18 protein-coding genes and 1 pseudogene are annotated in these 19,265 nt (G+C 54.2%); 7 read left to right on the forward strand and 12 right to left on the reverse strand.

All coding sequences use genetic code 11. From position 1 onward, the window contains the following. Window positions 1-3: 3 nt before the first annotated feature. Entirely contained in the window at window positions 4-327 is a 324-nt protein-coding gene (locus tag CIK87_RS12380) for a DUF3467 domain-containing protein (RefSeq protein ID WP_094387431.1), read from the reverse strand. 140 nt (window positions 328-467) lie between these two features. Between CIK87_RS12380 and CIK87_RS12385 the strand changes: the two genes are divergently transcribed. The 3 genes from CIK87_RS12385 to CIK87_RS12395 all read left to right on the forward strand — a co-directional run bounded on the left by CIK87_RS12385 (window position 468) and on the right by CIK87_RS12395 (window position 1,792). Beyond that, the gene (locus tag CIK87_RS12385; protein ID WP_144008222.1) at window positions 468-734 is read left to right on the forward strand and encodes a hypothetical protein; all 267 of its coding nucleotides are present in this window, start codon (window positions 468-470) and stop codon (window positions 732-734) included. Window positions 735-1,035: 301 nt separating this feature from the next. Then, on the forward strand, window positions 1,036-1,206 hold the full coding sequence (locus tag CIK87_RS12390) for a 4Fe-4S binding protein (protein WP_022311332.1): 171 nt from the start codon (window positions 1,036-1,038) through the stop codon (window positions 1,204-1,206). A 76-nt stretch (window positions 1,207-1,282) separates the two neighbouring features. Beyond that, on the forward strand, window positions 1,283-1,792 hold the full coding sequence (locus tag CIK87_RS12395) for a nitroreductase family protein (protein ID WP_094387433.1): 510 nt from the start codon (window positions 1,283-1,285) through the stop codon (window positions 1,790-1,792). Between the two features lie 183 nt (window positions 1,793-1,975). Here the strand turns inward: CIK87_RS12395 and CIK87_RS12400 are convergent, their stop codons facing one another. Continuing rightward, window positions 1,976-3,907, reverse strand: a complete 1,932-nt coding sequence (locus CIK87_RS12400; RefSeq protein ID WP_371327126.1) for a polysaccharide biosynthesis protein — start codon at window positions 3,905-3,907, stop codon at window positions 1,976-1,978. A gap of 1,198 nt (window positions 3,908-5,105) precedes the next feature. Here CIK87_RS12400 and CIK87_RS12405 point away from each other — a divergent pair. Next, window positions 5,106-5,852 (forward strand): 5'-nucleotidase C-terminal domain-containing protein, encoded by a 747-nt coding sequence (locus CIK87_RS12405; RefSeq protein WP_094387435.1) that lies wholly within the window; start codon window positions 5,106-5,108, stop codon window positions 5,850-5,852. Window positions 5,853-5,868: 16 nt separating this feature from the next. Next, window positions 5,869-6,711, forward strand: coding sequence for a bifunctional UDP-sugar hydrolase/5'-nucleotidase (locus tag CIK87_RS12410; protein WP_022311328.1), 843 nt, complete (start codon window positions 5,869-5,871; stop codon window positions 6,709-6,711). 74 nt (window positions 6,712-6,785) lie between these two features. Here the strand turns inward: CIK87_RS12410 and CIK87_RS12415 are convergent, their stop codons facing one another. Together CIK87_RS12415 and CIK87_RS12420 are read right to left on the reverse strand one after the other, a co-directional pair. Next, window positions 6,786-8,552, reverse strand: a complete 1,767-nt coding sequence (locus CIK87_RS12415) for an SGNH/GDSL hydrolase family protein (RefSeq protein WP_094387436.1) — start codon at window positions 8,550-8,552, stop codon at window positions 6,786-6,788. A gap of 42 nt (window positions 8,553-8,594) precedes the next feature. Then, a complete protein-coding gene (locus CIK87_RS12420; RefSeq protein WP_022311326.1) occupies window positions 8,595-9,341 on the reverse strand; it encodes a porin family protein in 747 nt (248 codons plus the stop codon). 344 nt (window positions 9,342-9,685) lie between these two features. Between CIK87_RS12420 and CIK87_RS12425 the strand changes: the two genes are divergently transcribed. Next, entirely contained in the window at window positions 9,686-10,261 is a 576-nt protein-coding gene (locus tag CIK87_RS12425; protein ID WP_094387437.1) for a porin family protein, read from the forward strand. An 82-nt stretch (window positions 10,262-10,343) separates the two neighbouring features. Here the strand turns inward: CIK87_RS12425 and CIK87_RS12430 are convergent, their stop codons facing one another. Next, window positions 10,344-10,541 (reverse strand): hypothetical protein, encoded by a 198-nt coding sequence (locus CIK87_RS12430; RefSeq protein ID WP_022311324.1) that lies wholly within the window; start codon window positions 10,539-10,541, stop codon window positions 10,344-10,346. A gap of 13 nt (window positions 10,542-10,554) precedes the next feature. Further along, window positions 10,555-11,802, reverse strand: coding sequence for a phosphoribosylaminoimidazolecarboxamide formyltransferase (locus CIK87_RS12435; RefSeq protein WP_094387438.1), 1,248 nt, complete (start codon window positions 11,800-11,802; stop codon window positions 10,555-10,557). A gap of 56 nt (window positions 11,803-11,858) precedes the next feature. Here CIK87_RS12435 and CIK87_RS12440 point away from each other — a divergent pair, with 56 nt between their 5' ends. Beyond that, complete coding sequence (locus CIK87_RS12440; protein ID WP_022311322.1) at window positions 11,859-12,104, forward strand: hypothetical protein; 246 nt, start codon at window positions 11,859-11,861, stop codon at window positions 12,102-12,104. A gap of 79 nt (window positions 12,105-12,183) precedes the next feature. Here the strand turns inward: CIK87_RS12440 and rhuM are convergent. The 6 genes and pseudogenes from rhuM to CIK87_RS12470 all read right to left on the reverse strand — a co-directional run. Continuing rightward, a pseudogene (gene rhuM, locus CIK87_RS12445) lies at window positions 12,184-12,375 on the reverse strand (RhuM family protein); the annotation flags it as partial. Window positions 12,376-12,930: 555 nt separating this feature from the next. Next, a complete protein-coding gene (locus tag CIK87_RS12450; RefSeq protein WP_094387440.1) occupies window positions 12,931-13,464 on the reverse strand; it encodes a hypothetical protein in 534 nt (177 codons plus the stop codon). A gap of 186 nt (window positions 13,465-13,650) precedes the next feature. Beyond that, a complete protein-coding gene (locus CIK87_RS12455; RefSeq protein WP_094387441.1) occupies window positions 13,651-14,445 on the reverse strand; it encodes an MBL fold metallo-hydrolase in 795 nt (264 codons plus the stop codon). Window positions 14,446-14,503: 58 nt separating this feature from the next. Next, on the reverse strand, window positions 14,504-16,036 hold the full coding sequence (gene rmuC / locus CIK87_RS12460) for a DNA recombination protein RmuC (RefSeq protein WP_254046559.1): 1,533 nt from the start codon (window positions 16,034-16,036) through the stop codon (window positions 14,504-14,506). A gap of 184 nt (window positions 16,037-16,220) precedes the next feature. Continuing rightward, window positions 16,221-17,282, reverse strand: coding sequence for a butyrate kinase (buk, locus tag CIK87_RS12465; RefSeq protein ID WP_094387442.1), 1,062 nt, complete (start codon window positions 17,280-17,282; stop codon window positions 16,221-16,223). Between the two features lie 4 nt (window positions 17,283-17,286). Beyond that, entirely contained in the window at window positions 17,287-18,141 is an 855-nt protein-coding gene (locus CIK87_RS12470) for a phosphate acyltransferase (RefSeq protein WP_094387443.1), read from the reverse strand. Window positions 18,142-19,265: the final 1,124 nt, after the last annotated feature.

Raw genomic sequence — 19,265 nt, forward strand, 5'->3', positions numbered from 1 at the left:
GCCTTAGGCCTCGCCGCTGGTGGGGGCAATGGGAGGTATCATGCGCTGGTCCTCAGCGGTGCCGAGGTCAATCCGCCCGAAAGCCTGCTCGTACTTTAGCACATTCTCTTGCAACGCCATGAGCAGGCGCTTGGCGTGCTCGGGCGCCATAATCATCCTGCTTGCCACCTCGGGCTTGGGCATGCCCGGCAATGCCTGCGCGAAGTCTATCACGAAGTCACTGTGTGAGTGGTTAATCAACACCAGGTTGGCATAGATGCCTCGAGCCACCTCGGGCTTAATGTCCAGTTGCAGCTGCATGGTCTGCTCGTTATTCTTTTGGTCCATAATTCTTCTATATATATAATAAGGTATAGCAACCAGCCTTCCGAGCTATCGGTTCGGGCTGTGCGCCCACAAAATTACGGCATAATCGTCAAACCACCAAGGTTTCGGCGGAAAAGATTAGAACTTCGGGCGTCACGCCATTGACCTGCACAGGTTTCGGAAGATGCTCCTTCGGGGTGAAAAGGACTTGGGGTGTGGCGGAGATGGACAGCAAGAACGCGGAGGTGGTTATATCATTTGTGGAGGTCATTATAATCTTCACAAAGGTCATCATAATTTTTGTGGAGGCCATTATAATTTTTGTGAAGGTCATCATAATTTTCGTGGAGGTACCCTCCAGCGGCGTGGAGATGGTCATAATTTTCGCAGAGATGGTCATAAATATTGTGGAGGTGAGCACGGCGTGAAGGGAGGGGTAAGAATAAAAAAACGGGAAAAACTATAAAAATTTTATCACTATTTGTAGGTATGTCAGAATTAAGTTGTAACTTTGCAACCAACATTAGTAGGTATTCTATCGTGCATAGAGAACAGCCTATGGTGCAGAGGAAACTGCCATAGCGCGCTGAGAACTGGCTGTAGCGCAGCGGAAAGGAGCTGTGGCGCATGGCGAACTGGCTGTGGCGCTGAGCAAACGAGCTGTGGTGCATGGAGAACCTGCTATGATGTATTGAGAACAAGATTATTAACAATATAAAATTAAAGATTATGGCATACGTAATTAGTGACGATTGTATCGCTTGCGGTACATGTATCGATGAGTGTCCTGTAGGCGCTATCTCTGAAGGCGAAAAGTATTCTATCAACCCCGACGCTTGTACAGAGTGCGGCACTTGCGCAAGTGTTTGCCCCAACGAGGCTATCAGCCTGGGCGAATAATCGCATAGAGACAACACAACGATTTAGAGCGACACTCTCCAGCAATGGGGCGTGTCGCTTTTTGATTGCTACGATTATGGAATTCCTTCAACTTACCGAGAAGCGCTTCTCCGCAAGACGCTTCACTGACGAGGCTGTCGCCCAAGCCGACCTCAACTACATCATGGAGTGTGTGCGCATGGCTCCCTCTGCCTGCAACCGCCAGCCGTGGCACTTTGTCATCGTGGAGAGCGATGACGCCAAAGCCCGTCTGCGCCGATGCTACAACCGCGAATGGTTTGCCACTGCCCCACTCTACATCGTCTGTCTGAAGAACACGGAAGAAAACTGGGTGCGCGCCGAAGACAGCCACGCCCACGGCGACATAGACCTAGCCATAGCCACCGAGCATCTCTGCCTGGCTGCCGCCGAGCGCGGTCTGGGCACCTGCTGGGTATGCAACTTCAATGTGGCTCTCACCCGCGAGCTGTTTGCCCAAGCCCCGATGGAGCCTGTCGCCATCATCCCTATCGGCCACATTGCCGACGACTGTCAGCAGCCCGAGAAGAAGCGCAAGAGCATCGACGAAATCGTGAGCCGCGTCTAAGCTGCCGGCTGCGACCGAGCCGAGGACGACTGAGAACGCCACTGGGGCGACGATGATGCCGCTGATGCCACCGCCGGCACCTCTGCCCCAGCCCCCTCTCACCCCACAAACGCGCATCGCCCCGCCCACATATCTCTATATGGGCGGGGCGATGCCATTGACGGGTATCAGTGGATGCGTGGGCTATGCCACGGTCGAGTCTTTGTCGAGGACTTCGTACTTGGAGTGCTTGCTGATATACTCGGGCACGATGTGCTTCATCTTAGCCACCGTAGCCATGTCGTCGTAACCGGCAGCGATGTCGTTCAGCTCTTCGATCTCGCGCTCGGCGTCCTCATATTCATAGCTGCGCACCTGGGCGATACGTATCTTCTCGTGGAATGAAGGCAGCGTATTCTCGTTCTCGCTGAGCACCTCTTCGTAGAGTTTCTCTCCGTCGCGCAGTCCGGTGAACTGTATCTCCACGTTCTTGGCGCCGCTGAGCTGTATCATTCGGCGCGCCAGGTCGGCTATCCTCACTGGCTCGCCCATGTCGAAGACGAATATCTCGCCACCCTTGCCGTGGGTACCGGCTTCGAGCACCAGCTTGCAGGCTTCGGGGATGAGCATGAAGAAACGGATAATCTTGGGATGGGTCACCGTGAGCGGTCCGCCCTCTGCCAGCTGCTTGCGGAAGAGAGGGATGACAGAGCCGTTGGAACCGAGCACATTGCCGAAGCGCGTGGTGACAAACTGGGTGACACCCTCTATCTTGCCCTCCTTGATGGCCTTGTCGAGGCTCTGCACATAAATCTCGCAGATGCGCTTGGAACAGCCCATCACATTGGTGGGGTTGACCGCCTTGTCGGTGGAAATCATCACAAACTTCTTGACGCCGTACTTGACACTGAGGTCGGCTATCACCTTGGTACCCCACACATTGTTCTGCACACTCTCGCTGGGGTTGTCTTCCATCATGGGCACATGCTTGTAGGCTGCGGCGTGGAACACGTAGTCTGGGCGGAACTCACTGAAGATTGCCTCCATGCGGTCTTGCTTGCAGATGCTTGTCACCACGGTGTGCGCCAAGATGTCGGGATAGTCCTTTTTCATCATCAGACGGATGTCGTGCTGTGGCGTCTCTGCCTGGTCTATGAGCATCATCTCTGCGGGATGATAGATGGCTATCTGTCGCACCATCTCGCTGCCTATCGAGCCAGCCGAACCTGTGATGAGCACCTTGCGGCCGCTGAGCAGCTTGCCCACACTGTCCATGTCGACCTTGATTTCTTCGCGTGGCAGCAAGTCCTCTATCTTCACCTCTCGCATCGACACCTTCATCTGTGTCTCGCTATCCTTGTCCCACTTCTCTGTGCTCTGGGCGACGTATATCTTAAGTCCTGCCTCGATGAAGAGGTCCTGCAGTTTGCGGTTCTTCAGGAAGAGGTCGTGCTTGAGCGGACTCACCATTACTGCCTCTATCTTGCGCTTGCGTATGATGGCAGCCAGGTCCTCTCGGGTCGAATAGATGTGTCGTCCCATGAGTTTTTCCTTGTAGTGGGGCTTGCTGTCGCCGATGTATCCGTCGATGACAAACTTGACGGGCTTGGTGTTCAGCGCCTCGTTGGTGATGGCTATGGCTCCGGCGTGGGTTCCGTAGATGAGGGTGCGGCGTGCGTGGTCGCCCACGAGAGCATTCTCAAACACCATCTTGATGATGATGCGAGAGATGCACAACACGGTGAGTATACCACCAAAGATGGCTATCAGCTTACGTCCGGTGAAGGCATAGAAGACATTCTCCCAACCGTAGTTGATGACTGCATAATTGAACGCAAGATAGACAAAGAACGCCAGAAGCGTGGAGTAGACTATGCGCAACAAGTCTACAAACTGCGAAAAGCGCAGTATGCCCGAATAGGTACGAAAGACACGGAAGCCCACGACATTGGCGGCGCAGATAGCCAGCAATGAGGGGAACAGCAATGACCACTCGTTGAGGATATCCTGCGCACTATGGCGCAGCCAGATAACGAACAGAGCGCTGAAGAAGCACAGCACTACATCGAAAATCACAACAGCCCAGCGGGGTAAGGCTGACTTGCGAAAATACCAGTTGTAAATTTTGCCCAGCATGATGATTATTATAATTCTTCACATCGGTATTTCCCCTAAGGGAAATCTCTTTCATTCTCGTTTATGCGGAAAACGCCATCCTTCATGGTCCGCCATTTCGGACGGATTACCCGCATCGGGTTAGTCTAAGTAAACAAACAGTGCAAAAGTAACAAAAATTATTAACAATGTAATCATAATTCTTTAATATTTTTACATTTTACCTCAAAAAAAAGCCAAACGGGGGGGGGTAAAATGCCCCCTGCTGGCGCAAAAATCACTCCCAAATATATAAATATGCCGTTTGCCGTGTTACCAGATGACTGCTCTCAGTCTATGGTCTTTTACAAGGCATCTTTTGTTTGTTTTGTTATTCGCAATAGCTCGTTATTACTCATTAAAAGCCAAAAGTATTTGCATTTCCTGCTGTGAGTAACGCCTTCGGCTAAGCGCAACACTTACAGCGTTGCATTTCTTTTTTGTATGTATACCCAGGGTAGAGGCGCTGCGCACCTCAACCCTGGGCTGGGGAATCGCAACTCCTACAGAGTTGCCGGGGGTGCGTACCGTCTTCCTATATGAATGGTCAAACATATTTGGGCAGTAATTGGCTAACCATGATGGATGGTATGCACCCAAGGGTGGAATGATGTTTGCCCATGATGTGTTGTGCGCATACAATGATGGGGTAGCCCATGGTGGATGGTACGCAACCTTGGCAACTCTGAACCAACGGTCACCGGCGTGGCGCAGTGCGCCACGGAAAGGTAATGGAGTTGTGATTACATAGCCCTGGGTTGTGGGCGAAAGCACGCTACCCAGGGTAAGATACCCCCACTAATATAGCAACGCTGTAAGTGTCGCGTTTAGCCGCAGGCGTTACCCCGACAGGACTTTTGCCAGCAATAAGCCAAACTAAATCCACTCTAAAAGCAAAATCCAAGCAAGCCCTAATGGCCGTTTGGGGATAAAGGACATAACCCTGACCGCCGTAGCCACCCTACCCTGCCCGGGAGTCTACTCCCGTCTGTCTACCGTGAGCAGATCAGAGGCTGGCAGTAACCATCACCACCGTCCGAACACGCCCAAATCGCCCCGCCACACGAAAAAAAAGCGGCGCAAAGCCAAGCGTAAGTCAAAAAATATTCCTACTTTTGCACCGAGGCGAGGCTCGCCGAGCCGCCATGCGCCTTGCAATCAACTAAACGACATTACAAATATGAAGAAAACCCTTTTGGCTCTCGTCCTCCCCGTCACGCTGGCGATAGCGGGCTGCCGGTCCCACTACGAGGTAAGCGAGATTACGCGCTCGCGCATCCTGATAGACAGCCGGTACGACACCCAAGACACCGAGGCGCACAAGTTTCTGGCGCCCTACACCCACAAAGTCGATTCGCTCATGAGTCCGGTGGTAGGCACCGTCGCCCGCGACCTGACCGTGCGCCGCCCCGAAGGCGCGCTTTCCAATCTACTGAGCGACATACTGATATGGGGCTCAGCCCGCTTCGGCGAGCATCCCGACTTTGCCGTATACAACATGGGCGGTATCCGCGCCTCGCTCGCCAAGGGCAAGGTGACCATCGGCGACGTGGTCGATGTGGCCCCCTTTGACAACAAGCTGTGCCTGCTCACCCTCACCGGCGCCCAGGTGACCCAGCTCTTCGAGCAGATAGCAGCAGTAGGCGGCGAGGGAGTGAGCCACGAGGTGGCACTGGTCATCAGCAGCGACCACAAGCTGGTTTCCGCCACCGTGGGAGGCAAGCCCATAGACCCCAATGCCTCTTACCGCATAGCCACCCTGGACTATCTGGCCCAGGGCAACGACAAGCTCGACGCCTTCAAGCAGAAGACGCAGCTGGTGTCGCCACAGACCGAAGAGAACAACGTGAGATATATCATCATGGACTACTTCCGCACCCATGGCACGGTCGACGCTGCCATTGAGGGGCGTATCAAGGTCCAGTAAACATAGGAGAAGACTTATGAAACGCATCATGATACTGGCTGCCGCCATCGTCGTATGTACCGCAGCCGCAGCCCGCAAGACGGTGACCATCACCATCATGCACACCAACGACACCCACAGCTGCATCCTGCCGCTCAACCCCAACCTCGCCGACACCGCCGTGGCCGGGCGTGGCGGCTTTCTGCGCCGCATCGAGATGCTGCGCCAGGAGCGGCTCAAGGACCCCGACCTGCTGGTCTTCGACAGCGGCGACTTCTCGCAGGGCTCACCCTACTACAGCCTCTTCAAGGGCGAAGTGGAGATAGAGCTGATGAACCGTATGGGCGTCAACGCCTCTACCATCGGCAACCACGAGTTTGACTTCGGCGTGGAGAATATGGCACGTCTCTTCGACATGGCCAAGTTCCCCGTGCTCTGCGCCAACTATCGCTTCACGGGCACACCGCTCGAGGGCAAAGTCGAGCGCTATCGCGTGTTCCACGTCAAGGGTGTGCGCATCGGCGTGTTCGGCATCGACCCCAAACTCAAGGGTCTCGTGGACGACAAGAAGATAGGCGGCGTGGAATACCTCGACCCCATCGCCACCGCCAACGAGATGGCGCAGCTGCTGCGCACTCGCGAAGGCTGCGATGTAGTCATCTGCCTGTCGCATCTGGGTTGGCTCGAGCGCGGCATGAGCGACCAGGAGGTGATAAGCCACTCGCGCGGCATCGACCTGGTGCTGGGTGGCCACAGCCACACCTACTTCCAGACGCTGCGCTATGTCAAGGACCTTGACGGCCGTCAGGTACCCGTAGACCAGAACGGCAAGCACGCCATCTATGTAGGCAAGATAGAACTGAAGGTGAAGCGCAAGTAACCACAGCGACCATCTACCACAAAGCCCTCGACGCTATCGGCGCCGAGGGCTTTGTCATTGATGATGGGTATGGTTTACTTGAGGTGCTTCTTGAGCTGCTTGCCCAGCAGGGTGTAACCCTTCTCGTTGGGGTGCAGTCCGTCCTTCATGAAGCAGGTGGGATCAATCTTGCCCGAACCGTCCTTGAGAGTCAGGCAGTCGGTGAGGTCTACGAGTTCGGTCTTGTCGTCTGCCACAAACTTCTGCTCGAGCAGCTCGTTGATGCGTGCCACCTTGACCTCACGGTTCTTGGCGGGATAGACCTTGAGCACGTGAATCTTGGCCTGGGGCTGGCGCTCACGGATGAGGGCTGTGAGGTCAACGATACCCTGTGCTATCTCCTCCTCGGTGTTGACATAGTAGTTGTTGATACCGATGAGCAGACAGATGTGCTTGGGCTTGCAGCCCTCGAGCTCTCCGTGGTAGATACGCCAGAAGACGTTCTCTATACGATCCCATCCGAAGCCCATATTGGTAACGCGGCGCTTGCCGAAGGTCTTGCCCCAGGCGGCTCCGCCATTGTTGACACCGTTGACGGGATTGCCGCCCCAGAAGTGGGTGATAGAGTTGCCGATAAGCAGTATCTCGGGGTCGGTGGTGTGGTTGAGCTCGACCACCTGGTTATGGCGCACGCGCCATTCATAGCATCCGTCGCGACGCTGTGTGACGGGAGGGAACACCTTGTTGGGTGCGTCCTCGGCGAGCATCTCGCGCAGCTTCTTGATATAGGCGTCGGCATAGGCGCGGCAACCCAGGTCGTTGGGGTGAGAACCCTCTATCATATACTCTTCGCCAAAGGCGATGTCGGCCTTGTTCATATAGAAGAGGTTCTTGACTCCCTCGGCCTTGAGCTCATCGTAGGCTTTGTGGAGAGCGGCGTTGCCACGGTTGTACTTGGCGGCGACATTGGCGCGGAACACGCTGTCGGGCGTGGGGTGGCACTCGCAGAGCAGGATGGGGGCATCGCTCTTGGCGCGCAGCTTCATCACACCCTCCTTGGCACGCTTGATGATTTCGGGCTCCTTGAGGTTGAAGCTGTTGGGCATGGCGTCAACGACGAAGGCACGGGCGTTGATCTCGCTGAGCATGTCGAAAACGGCAGGCTCCATGCGGGCTGAGCCCGAGAAGCCCAGATTGATGACGGGATATTCCATCTCGCGCTCCACGATATTGGTAATCGCCATACCGGGACGCGAGGGAGAGGCACCCTGGATGATGGACGAGCCGTAGATGACGATGGGGCGCTCGGGCGACTGGTGGATGAACTGGAAGCTGGCATTGGCGTCGACACCTACCTCGAGCCACTTCACGCCGTTGTAGTTGGGCAGATAGAGGGTATACTCCACGCCACGGCTCTTGTTCTTGAAGGTCAGGTTCTGCCATTCCATGCGGGCGGTGTCGGCCTTCATCTTCCAACTCATGTGGTTGGCTATCCAGTGGGTATCACCGTCGGGAGTCTTGCCGTAGAGGTCTACGCCCGACTTGTTGATACCGGTCATATTGAAGCCGTTGTAGTTGTTTGACGGACATCCGTAGCGCACGCGGATAGTCTTGGAGTTGGAGACGAAGCGCACGATGACGCCGGCGGTCTGGGCCTTCAGGCTCCACACGTTCTTGGGCAGCGTGGCAGCGAATCGCTCGGGCAGACGGTCATAACTCTTTCCCATTTCCTTGTTCCAGGCGCGTCCGCAGATGTAGGGCTCGTCACCGTCCATGGGGTTCATCCATTTCACTTGTTGTGCCGTGGCTTGGATGGTCATCATCCAGAGCAGCACGATCATCGAGATGTGTTTAATCTTCATTGGTTGTTTATTTTTAATAGTTAATGAGTTTCGTTTTAGGGTCTATTCAAAGTAGAATGTAAGCACTATCATCTTGGTGCGCGTCTCGCTGATGCTGCGTGCGAAAGGCTTCATCGCGTCGTCCTTGAGCTTGTCGGGATGGGAGGTGTCGAGGCTGTTGATAAGACTGAACATGAACTTCAGTTCGGGCCTCAACTTGAAGTAAGGCAGGTAGAAGTCGCAGCCCAAGCCCACCTCGGCAAAGGTGTCATAACGCTTCAGTCGCACGATGTCGTCATCTCTGCCGCTCAGATTAATCATGGGGTTGATACCCGCCATGATATAGGGACGGTGATTGTTGAAGCGCGGCGCGGCGAAGATGAGGTCGAGCGCCGAAGACACGTAGATAGACTTCAGGTCCTGATAGCGCACGATGCGGTTGCCACCAGCGTCGGTCTGGGTCTGATGATGGAAGGTGAGATGACGGTTGCCAAAGTAGAGGGCTGGGGCTACACGAAACTGGAAATTCTGACTCAGACGGAATTCGCCCAGTACACCCACGTTGAGACCAGCATCCCAGCGGTCCTGGTCGGCAGAGATGAGCACCTGCTGCTGGGTTCCGTCCTCGGCAGTGATGGTCTGCGGGCCTACGTTGACCATTTCCATATCCTGCATGTGGGTTCCCACGAGTATACCGAAATGGAATGGGCGCAGGTCGGTATAAGGGCGGTTCTCGACCTTGCGTTCCTGGGCGTCGGCAGCCATCGTGGCTACGACAGCCATCAGGACAATAAGGATATATTTCTTCATCACGTGCATCACATTATATATATAATAAGGTGTAACGGCGCCCTTGGAGCTGCGCCCCACCACTATCTCTTGCAAATTTACGACAAAAATACTGAAACATACCCCAATTTCCGATAAAAATACATGACAGACAGTGAAAAGCACGCTCCGCATGACCATCATTGCACCGCCCGACGCCCTGACGAGTGGAAAAACTGAACAAGTTGCGCAACTTTTAGAACAGCATGTGAAAAAAAACGGCTACAACTCTTGCACAGTTTGCAATAACACATTATATTTGCAGCAGATAAATGGCACCGCCATTACCGACGGCGCCAATAGTATTAACTCAAAACACATAGATCATGAAAAAGATTTTATTTGTAGCAGTAATGTTACTGGCCTCAGCAGCCACATTCGCCCAGAACAGCGTTGGACAGTTCACATTTGCCCCAAAAGTAGGTCTTAACATCGCAGACTTCCAGAAGTGCGAAGGCTCTGATGCCCGTTTCGGTCTTGTTGCCGGTGGTGAGTTTGAATATGGTCTTTCTGACATGGTAGGCTTGAGCTTCGGAGCTCTCTACTCGATGCAGGGTGCCAAGTACAAGGACGGCGGTGTTACCGAGACCTTGAAGGCCGACTACATCAACATCCCTCTGCTTGCCAACGTATATGTAGCTCCTGGTTTTGCTGTCAAACTCGGTCTTCAGCCCGGTTTCAACGTAAACAGTGAGTACAAGGCAGCCCGCGGCAGTTCATCTGTCACCACAAGCGTAGACGCCAAGACTGTAGACCTCTCTATTCCAATCGGCGTTTCTTACCAGTTTGACAATGTTGTCATCGACGGCCGTTACAACTGGGGCCTCACCAAGGTATATGAGAACAGCGACTACAAGAACAGCGTATTCCAGATTACCGTAGGTTACAAGTTCGCCCTCTAATCCAGTATAGAGTTTAACAACAATGGGGACTATCCGCCGCTTGGTTGGCGTATAGTCCCCATTTTCTGTATCAGCATTGGCGTTACTTTCTGCCTTTGCCTCGGTTGGCTCTCTGTTCACGGTATTTGGCTTTCTGCCTTGCCGAGCCCGAGCCGTGGGCACCGGTGATATACTTTTTCTTCTTGGCTTTGGTCTTCACTTTACCGTCTTGACCGCCATTGCCTTTGGGCGCGCTTCTGAACACAAGTCCGCCCTCGATGATATCGTCGATGTCTGCCATAGTCTGTGATGGATTAATGATGGAACAAGCGTACACCTGTAAACGCCATGGCTATGCCATACTTGTCGCAGGTGTCGATAACATTGTCGTCGCGTATGCTGCCTCCAGCCTGTGCGATATACTCTACGCCGCTCTTGTGGGCACGCTCGATATTGTCGCCGAAGGGGAAGAAGGCATCGCTGCCCAGTGCCACGCCCTTGTTCTGGGCGAGCCACTCACGGCGCTCTTCTGCGGTGAGAGGTTCTGGCTTCTCGGTGAAGAACATCTCCCAAGTGCCGTCGCGCAGCACGTCTTCCCACTCGTCAGAGATATACACGTCGATGGTGTTGTCGCGGTCGGCGCGACGTATGCCTGGCTTGAAGGGGAGCGCCATTACCTTGGGACACTGCCTCATCCACCATGTGTCGGCCTTGCTGCCAGCCAGACGGGTGCAGTGGATACGGCTCTGCTGTCCGGCGCCGATACCGATGGCCTGTCCGTCCTTGACATAGCATACCGAGTTGCTCTGGGTATATTTCAGGGTGATGAGGGCGATGACCAGGTCACGGCGAGCCTCATCGGTGAAGGTCTTGTTCTGGGTAGGGATGTTCTCAAAGAGAGCGGGATCGTCGAGACGTATCTCGTTGCGTCCCTGCTCGAAGGTGATGCCAAACACCTGCTTGCGCTCGATGGGCGCGGGCTGGTAGTCGGGGTCTATCTGTATCACGTTGTAGGTACCCTTGCGCTTGTCGCGGAGCACGGCGAGAGCCTCGTCGGTATAACCCGGAGCTATCACGCCGTCGCTTACCTCGCGCTTGATGAGCAGGGCAGTAGCCTTGTCACACACATCGCTCAGCGCCACAAAGTCGCCATACGAACACATACGGTCGGCACCGCGTGCACGAGCATAGGCACAAGCGAGGGGCGAGAGTTCGAAGTCGACGTCATCAACAAAGTAGATGTGACGCAGCGTGTCGGTCAGGGGCAGACCGATGGCAGCACCGGCAGGGCTCACGTGCTTGAACGACGCTGCGGCGGGAAGTCCTGTTGCAGCTTTGAGTTCGCGCACCAGCTGCCAGGAGTTGAGGGCGTCAAGGAAATTGATGTAGCCTGGGCGGCCGTTGATAACCTGGAGGGGCAATTCGCCTTCCTCCATAAAGATACGGGAAGGCTTCTGGTTCGGATTACATCCGTACTTAAGTGCAAGTTCTTTCATCTTGTGAGTATTATATACTTTCGGGTGCAAAATTACGAAAAAAAGATTACACCCCGTGGTTGACATACAGTATTTTTTCGTATTTTTGCACCCATATTGTTTATGAGCAATTATCAGATGTTATGAAACGGGAGTTAGAGACACTTCTCAGAGGATTGGAATCGGGCATCGTGCGCCATGTTGATGCCCGCCGGCTGTGGCAGCTGGTCACTCACGGCCGCCGCCCATCAGACAAGACACTCGACCGACTTGCGCTGCTTGCCGGCTTTCAGAACTGGAAAGACCTGCGCGAGGCTATGCGTGGCGAGAGCGACGCTGCCTTCGGTTTTGAAGAAGAAAAGGAGAAGCCTCGCTCGTCCCAGCCATAACGGGGGACGGGCGAGGCTTCCCGGTTTTATAGTCTATCCGCCTTGGACTTGCCGTAATTGGTTATATTATATCCCTGTCCTGGATAAGATTGACTCGATAGCCCACGGAGATGATGGCATCGAGGTTATAGAACAACGTATTGCGCCGAACCACTCTCGCACCTTCTTGTTGAACTACCGAGATTTTCTCGGTAGTTGCCTCCTGGTTCAATTCATTCGTACCATACATGTTCTTCAGATGCAAACCGATGTTATCAGCGGAACAATCAAAATAGCAGCCAATTAACATAACTTGGTAACCAAACTACATATACACCTCAATCCCATTCACCTCAAAATATAGGAGCTGCGAAAAGAGTTTGACTTCCTCGAAGGTAAGCATCGAGGACTCCACATCATACTCATAGTCAGACTTGTCATCTTAGAAGGTAGTGACACCAAGCGAGGTGGCGATGAAGCAGTCGAGATTGAACTTGCTCTTGGTGACACAAGTGAGGTTCGTCCACAGATATTGCATGAGGCGATGGAGTAAGCTACCAGATAACAGCATAGGAAAGATGCACAAAGTGCAGGAAAGGCGGTGCGGCACGCCATAACTCCTTTGAAAATCTGGATTGGCTACCTTTCGTTATTGATTCCCACGCCTGAGAGATTGCAAAAGCTAAAGGTGCAGATGAAGCGAAGCGTAACAGGAGGTGAAGACTGGGCTGCTGCCCACAAAGGAAAAGCCCTTGTCCTACGTTGCTTGGGCGCAAGACAAAGGCTTTACTGAAAGGCTGATTAGGAGAAGTTTCGCTTCATTGAAGTTTCATAGTCTTTGATGTCTTTACTTTTTACTAATGTCATCATCAGATTGCTTACGAAACCTTGAGCGATAAACCGAAATATTTGTGGTTACATCTTTTCCTCCTACTCGACCATATACTTTTATAGTGGCTTGTGCGATTAAGAAGCCCGACGGAAAATCTTCATCCTTCAACTTGGCAAAGTGAATGCGAAGTGTCTTATTGTCGGTATTTTTCACAGAGACACCAACCTCTTCCTCGGTGGCAGAGATATCTTTCCCCACATTGTTTTTTACTATTCCAAAACTGCAATCTAATGAATAGTTAATATTGTCGCAGTTAGTGCATGTCAGCTCTAAATCACCATCAATATAAGTATACGAATAGATGAAGTATTTCGATACCTTAGGGTAAAAAGTTATACCTATTTCTTCGGGATAATAGCTGACACTTATATATTCAGGATTAGTATTTGAAGTAGCCTTAAACAAAAGGGGCGAGTCTTTCACTTCATCGCAACTGCTTGACATCACAACAGTAAGCAATGAAAATAGCATGATTAAAAGCTTGTTCATATCTATAATTTATTTTGGATTCATGTTCACAAAGGTACTGTTTTTTCTCATTCATGGAGCGATGTAGCAATTATTTTATTCCGTTTTATTGCTGTCCGCCAAAACTATAAAGAGTACAATTCTCCCGCCCTAAATCCTCTCCATAGAAGTATTTATAGTCTATCCACCTTGGGATAAACCCTCTTGCTACAAGTCTATCACATCACCGTCATCGGGTACCACTATCCCACCCTTATACTCCTGGGCAGCCTCGTCGGCATAGCGCTGGCGGCGGGTGTCGAGGTGGTCGTCTTCGGTGTGGTAGAGTATCAGATGAGAGGCTCCGAGCTCGTGAGCCACGCGTCCGGCATCGAGCGCCGTGCTGTGGCTCTTCTCATAGGGATAATAGCGGTCGCGGTCGGCATAGAGACAGAAGGCTTCGCTCATGAGCCAGTCGGCGCCTTCGGCGTAGCGACGGCAGAGCGGGTTGTAGGGTTCGTCGCCTAGACACACCACCACCGCGCCACCAGGCAGCGTGGCACGGAAGCCATACTGGGGTTCCTTCTTGGAGTGGATGTCGAAACTCTGCATCCCTATGTCGCCTACATTGAAGCCGGTACCGTCGCCCACTTCGTGCATGACCACACGCTCGCCCATCAGGCGGCGGTGCTTGGCCGAGAGCGTCTCGCCGCAAATCATGCTGATGACGCGCAGCACTTTGGCATGGCTGTACACATGAAACCGACCCTCATAGCCCGTAGCCGAGAGCACCATACGTATCACCCAGATGGTGCCCAGGATGTGGTCGGTGTGGGCGTGAGTGACATACATGTGATGCAGGTCCTTGATGGCTATCCCCGCCTGCTCGAGGCGTTGCAGTATACCGTTGCCGCCGCCGGCATCGACCAGCAGGGTGGTCGTGTCGGTCTGCAGGACAAAGCAGGTGTTGTAGCACCGGGTGACGGTGGCGTGGCCGGTGCCGAGTATGACGATTCTGTTCATCTATATATCTGTTTACTTATATATAACCATGTAGGTCGCTGTCTACCCTACTCCCTTGTCATTCTATGCTTTCGTCGGCGTCTTCCTCTTCAGCCTCTTCGACAGGTAGGGGCAGTCTTGCCTTGCGCTTCAGATTCTCCTTAGCACCCATTTTGATGAGTTTGCGGGCAGAGGTGGCTATGCTCTTGCCAGCAGGAGCGGTGACACCCTTAACCTCGTCAAAGGCATGGCGCGTCTTGACCAGCATGTCGTCGGCGGTCTGGAAGCGCTCATAGAAGAGCTGCACCCTGTTGACCAGTTCGTTGGCTGTCTTCATGATTTCTTCCTGGTTCTCGGCCTGGCGCACCTGTCGCCAAGTCATCTCCAGCACGCGGAGCATCATATAGAGCGTCTGGCTGCCCGAGATGATTACGCCCTGGTCGTAGGCGCTCTTCCAGATGTCGGGCGCATTGGCGAGAGCGAGCTGCAGAGCACTCTCGCTGTAGATGTACATCATCACAAAGTCGAGTTTGGCCTTCCCCTTGCCGGTATATTCGTAGTAGCGTTTGGCGGCGAGTTCCTTGATGTGGTTGCGTACCGACGTGATGTGGCGCTCCAAGGCTTGGGCGCGCTCTTCGTCGGTCTCGGCGTTGTGGTAGTCCTCAAAGGCCTTGAGCGACATCTTGGCATCGATGATGACATCGCGGTTGCCGGGGAAGTGGAGGATGACATCGGGTATCATGCGGCATCCGCTGTCGTCGCCACGAAGACTCTTGCCCTGCTCATCGCGCATGGTCGACTGCTCTTCAAACTGCACGCCCTCTTCCAGCCCCATATTCTCAAGGAGCGTACGCAGCTGAAGCTCGCCGAAATTGCCCTGCACCTTGTTTTCGCTCGTGAGCGCCTGTGCCAGCTTGTCGGCGCGCTCGCCCACCTCCTTGGCCTGACGCAGGTTCTCCTTGATGGTGGCGTCGAGCTTCACCATGCGGTCGGCCTGGTCGCGGTCGTTGCGCTCCACCGCCTCACGCATTTGCTTGAGGTTTTCGTGCAGCGGGTTGAGGATGGCCGACAGCTGCTCACTGTTCTTGGAAGTGAGCTCTTCGCTCCGCTTCTTGAGTATGGTCTCCGAGGCGGTGTTGATCTGCTCTTTGATGAGCTCGGCCTGCTGTTCCATCTGCTTCGCCTGCTGCTGGCGCATCTCGTCGAGCTGACGGCGATAGTGCTCGTCGGTCTCAGTCTTCTGCTTCTCATAGAGGGCCTTGAGCTCGGCACTCTGGCGGGCAAACTCTTCACCCATCTTCTTTGCCTGAGTCTCGAGCTCACTGCGGTGTTCCTCTTTCTGCCGGTCTATGGCAGCCTGCAACTGTTGGGCTTGCTTGCCGTAGGTCTCGGCTTGGGTGGCATAGCGTTCACGCTCGGTAATGGCCACGCTGTGCTGCTGTCTGAGCTCGTCGGCTTGGCGCTGCAGCTGCTCTGCCTGTGCCTTCAGGGTGTCGTTCTCGGTCTGCAGGAGCATGGTGCGTGCCGCCTGCCGACTGTTGCCTATGCGCGCCAGCACCCACACCACGACGGCTGTCGCACACACGATGATAAGAGTTTCGATGATTCCCATAATACTTACTGTTATATGTGATACTGACAAGGCGAGCACCAGTATGCTTGGCCTCGCCTTTTATGGCAGGTCTGCCGCCGTGATTGACGCCACGGCGGCAGACTGTGTAATCTTTCGGGTCCGCCAGGCTGGCAGCGGTGGCGCCAGTGGCAGACCGTTGTCGGTCTATGCTTCCAGCGGCAGCCTACTCATACACCTTGGCTTCGCGGCGGTGGTGCAGCACATCGAGGGCGTTGAACGCCAGTGCCTGCATCTCGTCTTCGCCGGGATAGCAGTGGATGGGGGCGAGGAAGCTGATGCGCTCGCGCAGACGGCTGACGAGATAGTCGGAGCGCACGAGTCCGCCGGTGAGCAGTATGGCGTCTATATTGCCACAGAGCACGGCGCCCTCGGAAGCGATATTCTTGGCCACCTGATAGATCATGGCGTCGACCACCAGTTCGGCGTGCTTGTCACCACGGGCTATGCGGCTCTCGATTTCCTTCATGTCGTTGGTGCCCAGGTGGGCTATCAGTCCAGCCTGTCCGGCTATGCGCTTGAGCAGTTCCTTCTCGGTGAACTGACCGCTGAAGCAGAGGCGTATCAGGTCGGCTGCAGGCAGCGAACCAGCACGCTCGGGCGAGAAGGGTCCCTCGCCGTCGAGGGCGTTGTTGGCGTCTATGGCACGGCCTTTCTCGTGGGCGGCGATAGAGATGCCGCCACCCATGTGGCAGATGATGAGGTTGAGGTCTTCATAACGGCGGCCTATCTCCTGGGCATAACGGCGGCCGATGGCGCGCTGGTTGAGGGCATGCCAGATGCAGATGCGGTGCATCAGGGGCGAACCGCAGATGCGGGCAAGGGGCGACAGCTCGTCTACCACGCCGGGGTCAGCGATGAAGGCACGGCAACCGGGTATCATGCGCGCTATCTCGTAGGCCATGATGCAGCCCAGGTCACAGGCGTGCTTGTGGATGGCTTGACGTGTGTCGTCGAGCATCTTCTCATTGATTTCGTAAACACCGCCCGAGACGGGCTTGGCGAGACCGCCACGGCCTATCACAGCCTCGAAGAGATAGTCGATGTCCATGCGCTTGAGTTCGTCGATGACGAGCTTGCGGCGGAAATCGTACTGGTCGGTGACTTCGTCAAACTGCGCCAGTTCTTCCACCGTGTGGCGAATGGTGCGCAGCATGATGGGGGTGGCGTCCTGATACACGGCTATCTTGGTAGAGGTCGAGCCGGGATTGATGACTAATATATGCATGGGGTCAGGCGTTTTTGAGTGATTGGAGGGCAGCCAGGGCCAGACTGTAGTACTTGCTGTCGGCATCGTCGCCGCGCGAAGGCATCACCACGGGCACATCGGGGCCCTGCAGCACAGCGGCTATGCGGGCAGAGGCGAGCAGGGTGATGGTCTTGTGGAACACGTTGGCCGCCTCGATGTCGGGGAACACCAGGGCGTCGGCGTCGCCACCCAAGGGAGAGTCGATGCCCTTGACGGCGAGGCTCTCAGGACACATCGAGGTCTTGAGGTCCAGCGGGCCGTCGATGATACAGGGGCCAAACTCGCCCTGACGGCCGCGCTCGATGATGTCGGCATAGCCGCCGGTATGGGGGAAGTGGCGCTCGTCGATATGTTCGGAACAGTGGATGAGCGAGATGCGCGGACAGTCGATGCCCATGCCGTGGCAAAGGGTGGCGAGATAGCGGGTCTGGCTGATGCGCTGCTCCTGGGTGGGATAAGGTATGACGGCGGCATCGCTGTATGCCACCAGTTTGTGATAGCCGGGCATCTCTGCCACAGCGGTATGGGTAAGCACCTCACCACGGCGCAGCAGACCCACCTCCTTGTTGAGGATGGCACGCAGCAAGATGTCCGAACTGATGAGCCCCTTCATCAGCACATCAGACTCGCCTCTATGGGCCATCGCCACAGCCTCGGCGGCAGCCTGGGCAGGGTCGGCATTGTCTACTACTATGGGTTCTATCCATCCCTCACCGGCGGCACGCTTCAGCGCCTCGGCCGAAGAGTTGTCGTTGGGACACACTGCTGCCACACGAACCTTACGGCCCAGTGAGCGCAGGCGTGAGATGAGTCCCTCAAAGCTGTTTGTGTCTGTCATTGTCATGTTTTAGTGGTTGGCGTAAGTTACATTTGCATTTGCGCCTCAAAATTACGTAAAAAACTCAATGCCAACAAATGTTTTCCGATAAAAAACCATACCGGCGCACAATTATTAACAAGGGATGGCAGCGTGGGGAGTGTTGCGAATGGCCGCAGGCGTTATACTCAATCTTATAATTTCCACCAACCCATTTCTGGCAATTATCCTGCTGCAAGTAACGCCTTCGGCTAAGCGCAACTCTTACAGAGTAGCAATATTAGTGGGTGCATTACCCAGGGTAGCGGGCTGTGCCCGCAACCCTGGGCTATGAAATCGCAACTCTGTCAGAGTTGCCGGGGGTGCGTACCAGCCAACTGCGGCCCCATCCCACGCCCACGACATCAACGTAATTTATACCAATGACAAGTCCATATCCAACCCACTGGCTACCCATCAGCAGCGGCAACTCTAAACCGAAGGTCACCAGCGTGGCGATGTGCGTCGCGGAAAGGTAATAGGGTCGCCGAGATGCGTACCATCCACTATGTAAAACTCGAGATACGACCCATTTGACAGGCCGTCAGCAGCAGCAACTCTGTAGGAGTTGCGGTTCCCCAGCCCAGGGTAGAGGTCTCATCTGTGGTAAAAGTTGAATTATGTATGATGTAAAATTTGAATACGAGCAAGAGGCCTAACCACAACAGGTCGGTTGCAGGCACAGGCAAACAAGAGACTACGGCTGCCGTATGCACTCCAGCGGGAAGCGCACAAAGCAGATTGGTCATGATGTAGTCTGTAATAATCGAGGTGTCTATAGTCGGGGGTGCGTCAGACACAAGCAGAGGGGCATACAGCACGCAGCCAATGCCTACAGGCCGCACAAGAAGCACGGGAAGAAACGTTCGGGAGTGAAACTGATTGGATCTTAACGAGGTGCAAAGTGAACTATATTCCTGAAAACAGCGTAAAGGATTGACGTATTTAACCCAAATCGGTCATTAGAAAAAGTTTCTTGTCATTTTCTAATGACCGCCATTAGAAAAACAGCTTTGTATATGCTTGATTTATAAATATTTACTAACTTTACCACGAAAAAAAGAATATACTCCGATGCGAAACTGTGACATAAAGTTTGTAAATAA

The sequence above is a fragment of the Prevotella sp. P5-64 genome (assembly GCF_002251285.1).
In the GTDB taxonomy this organism is placed as follows: domain Bacteria; phylum Bacteroidota; class Bacteroidia; order Bacteroidales; family Bacteroidaceae; genus Prevotella.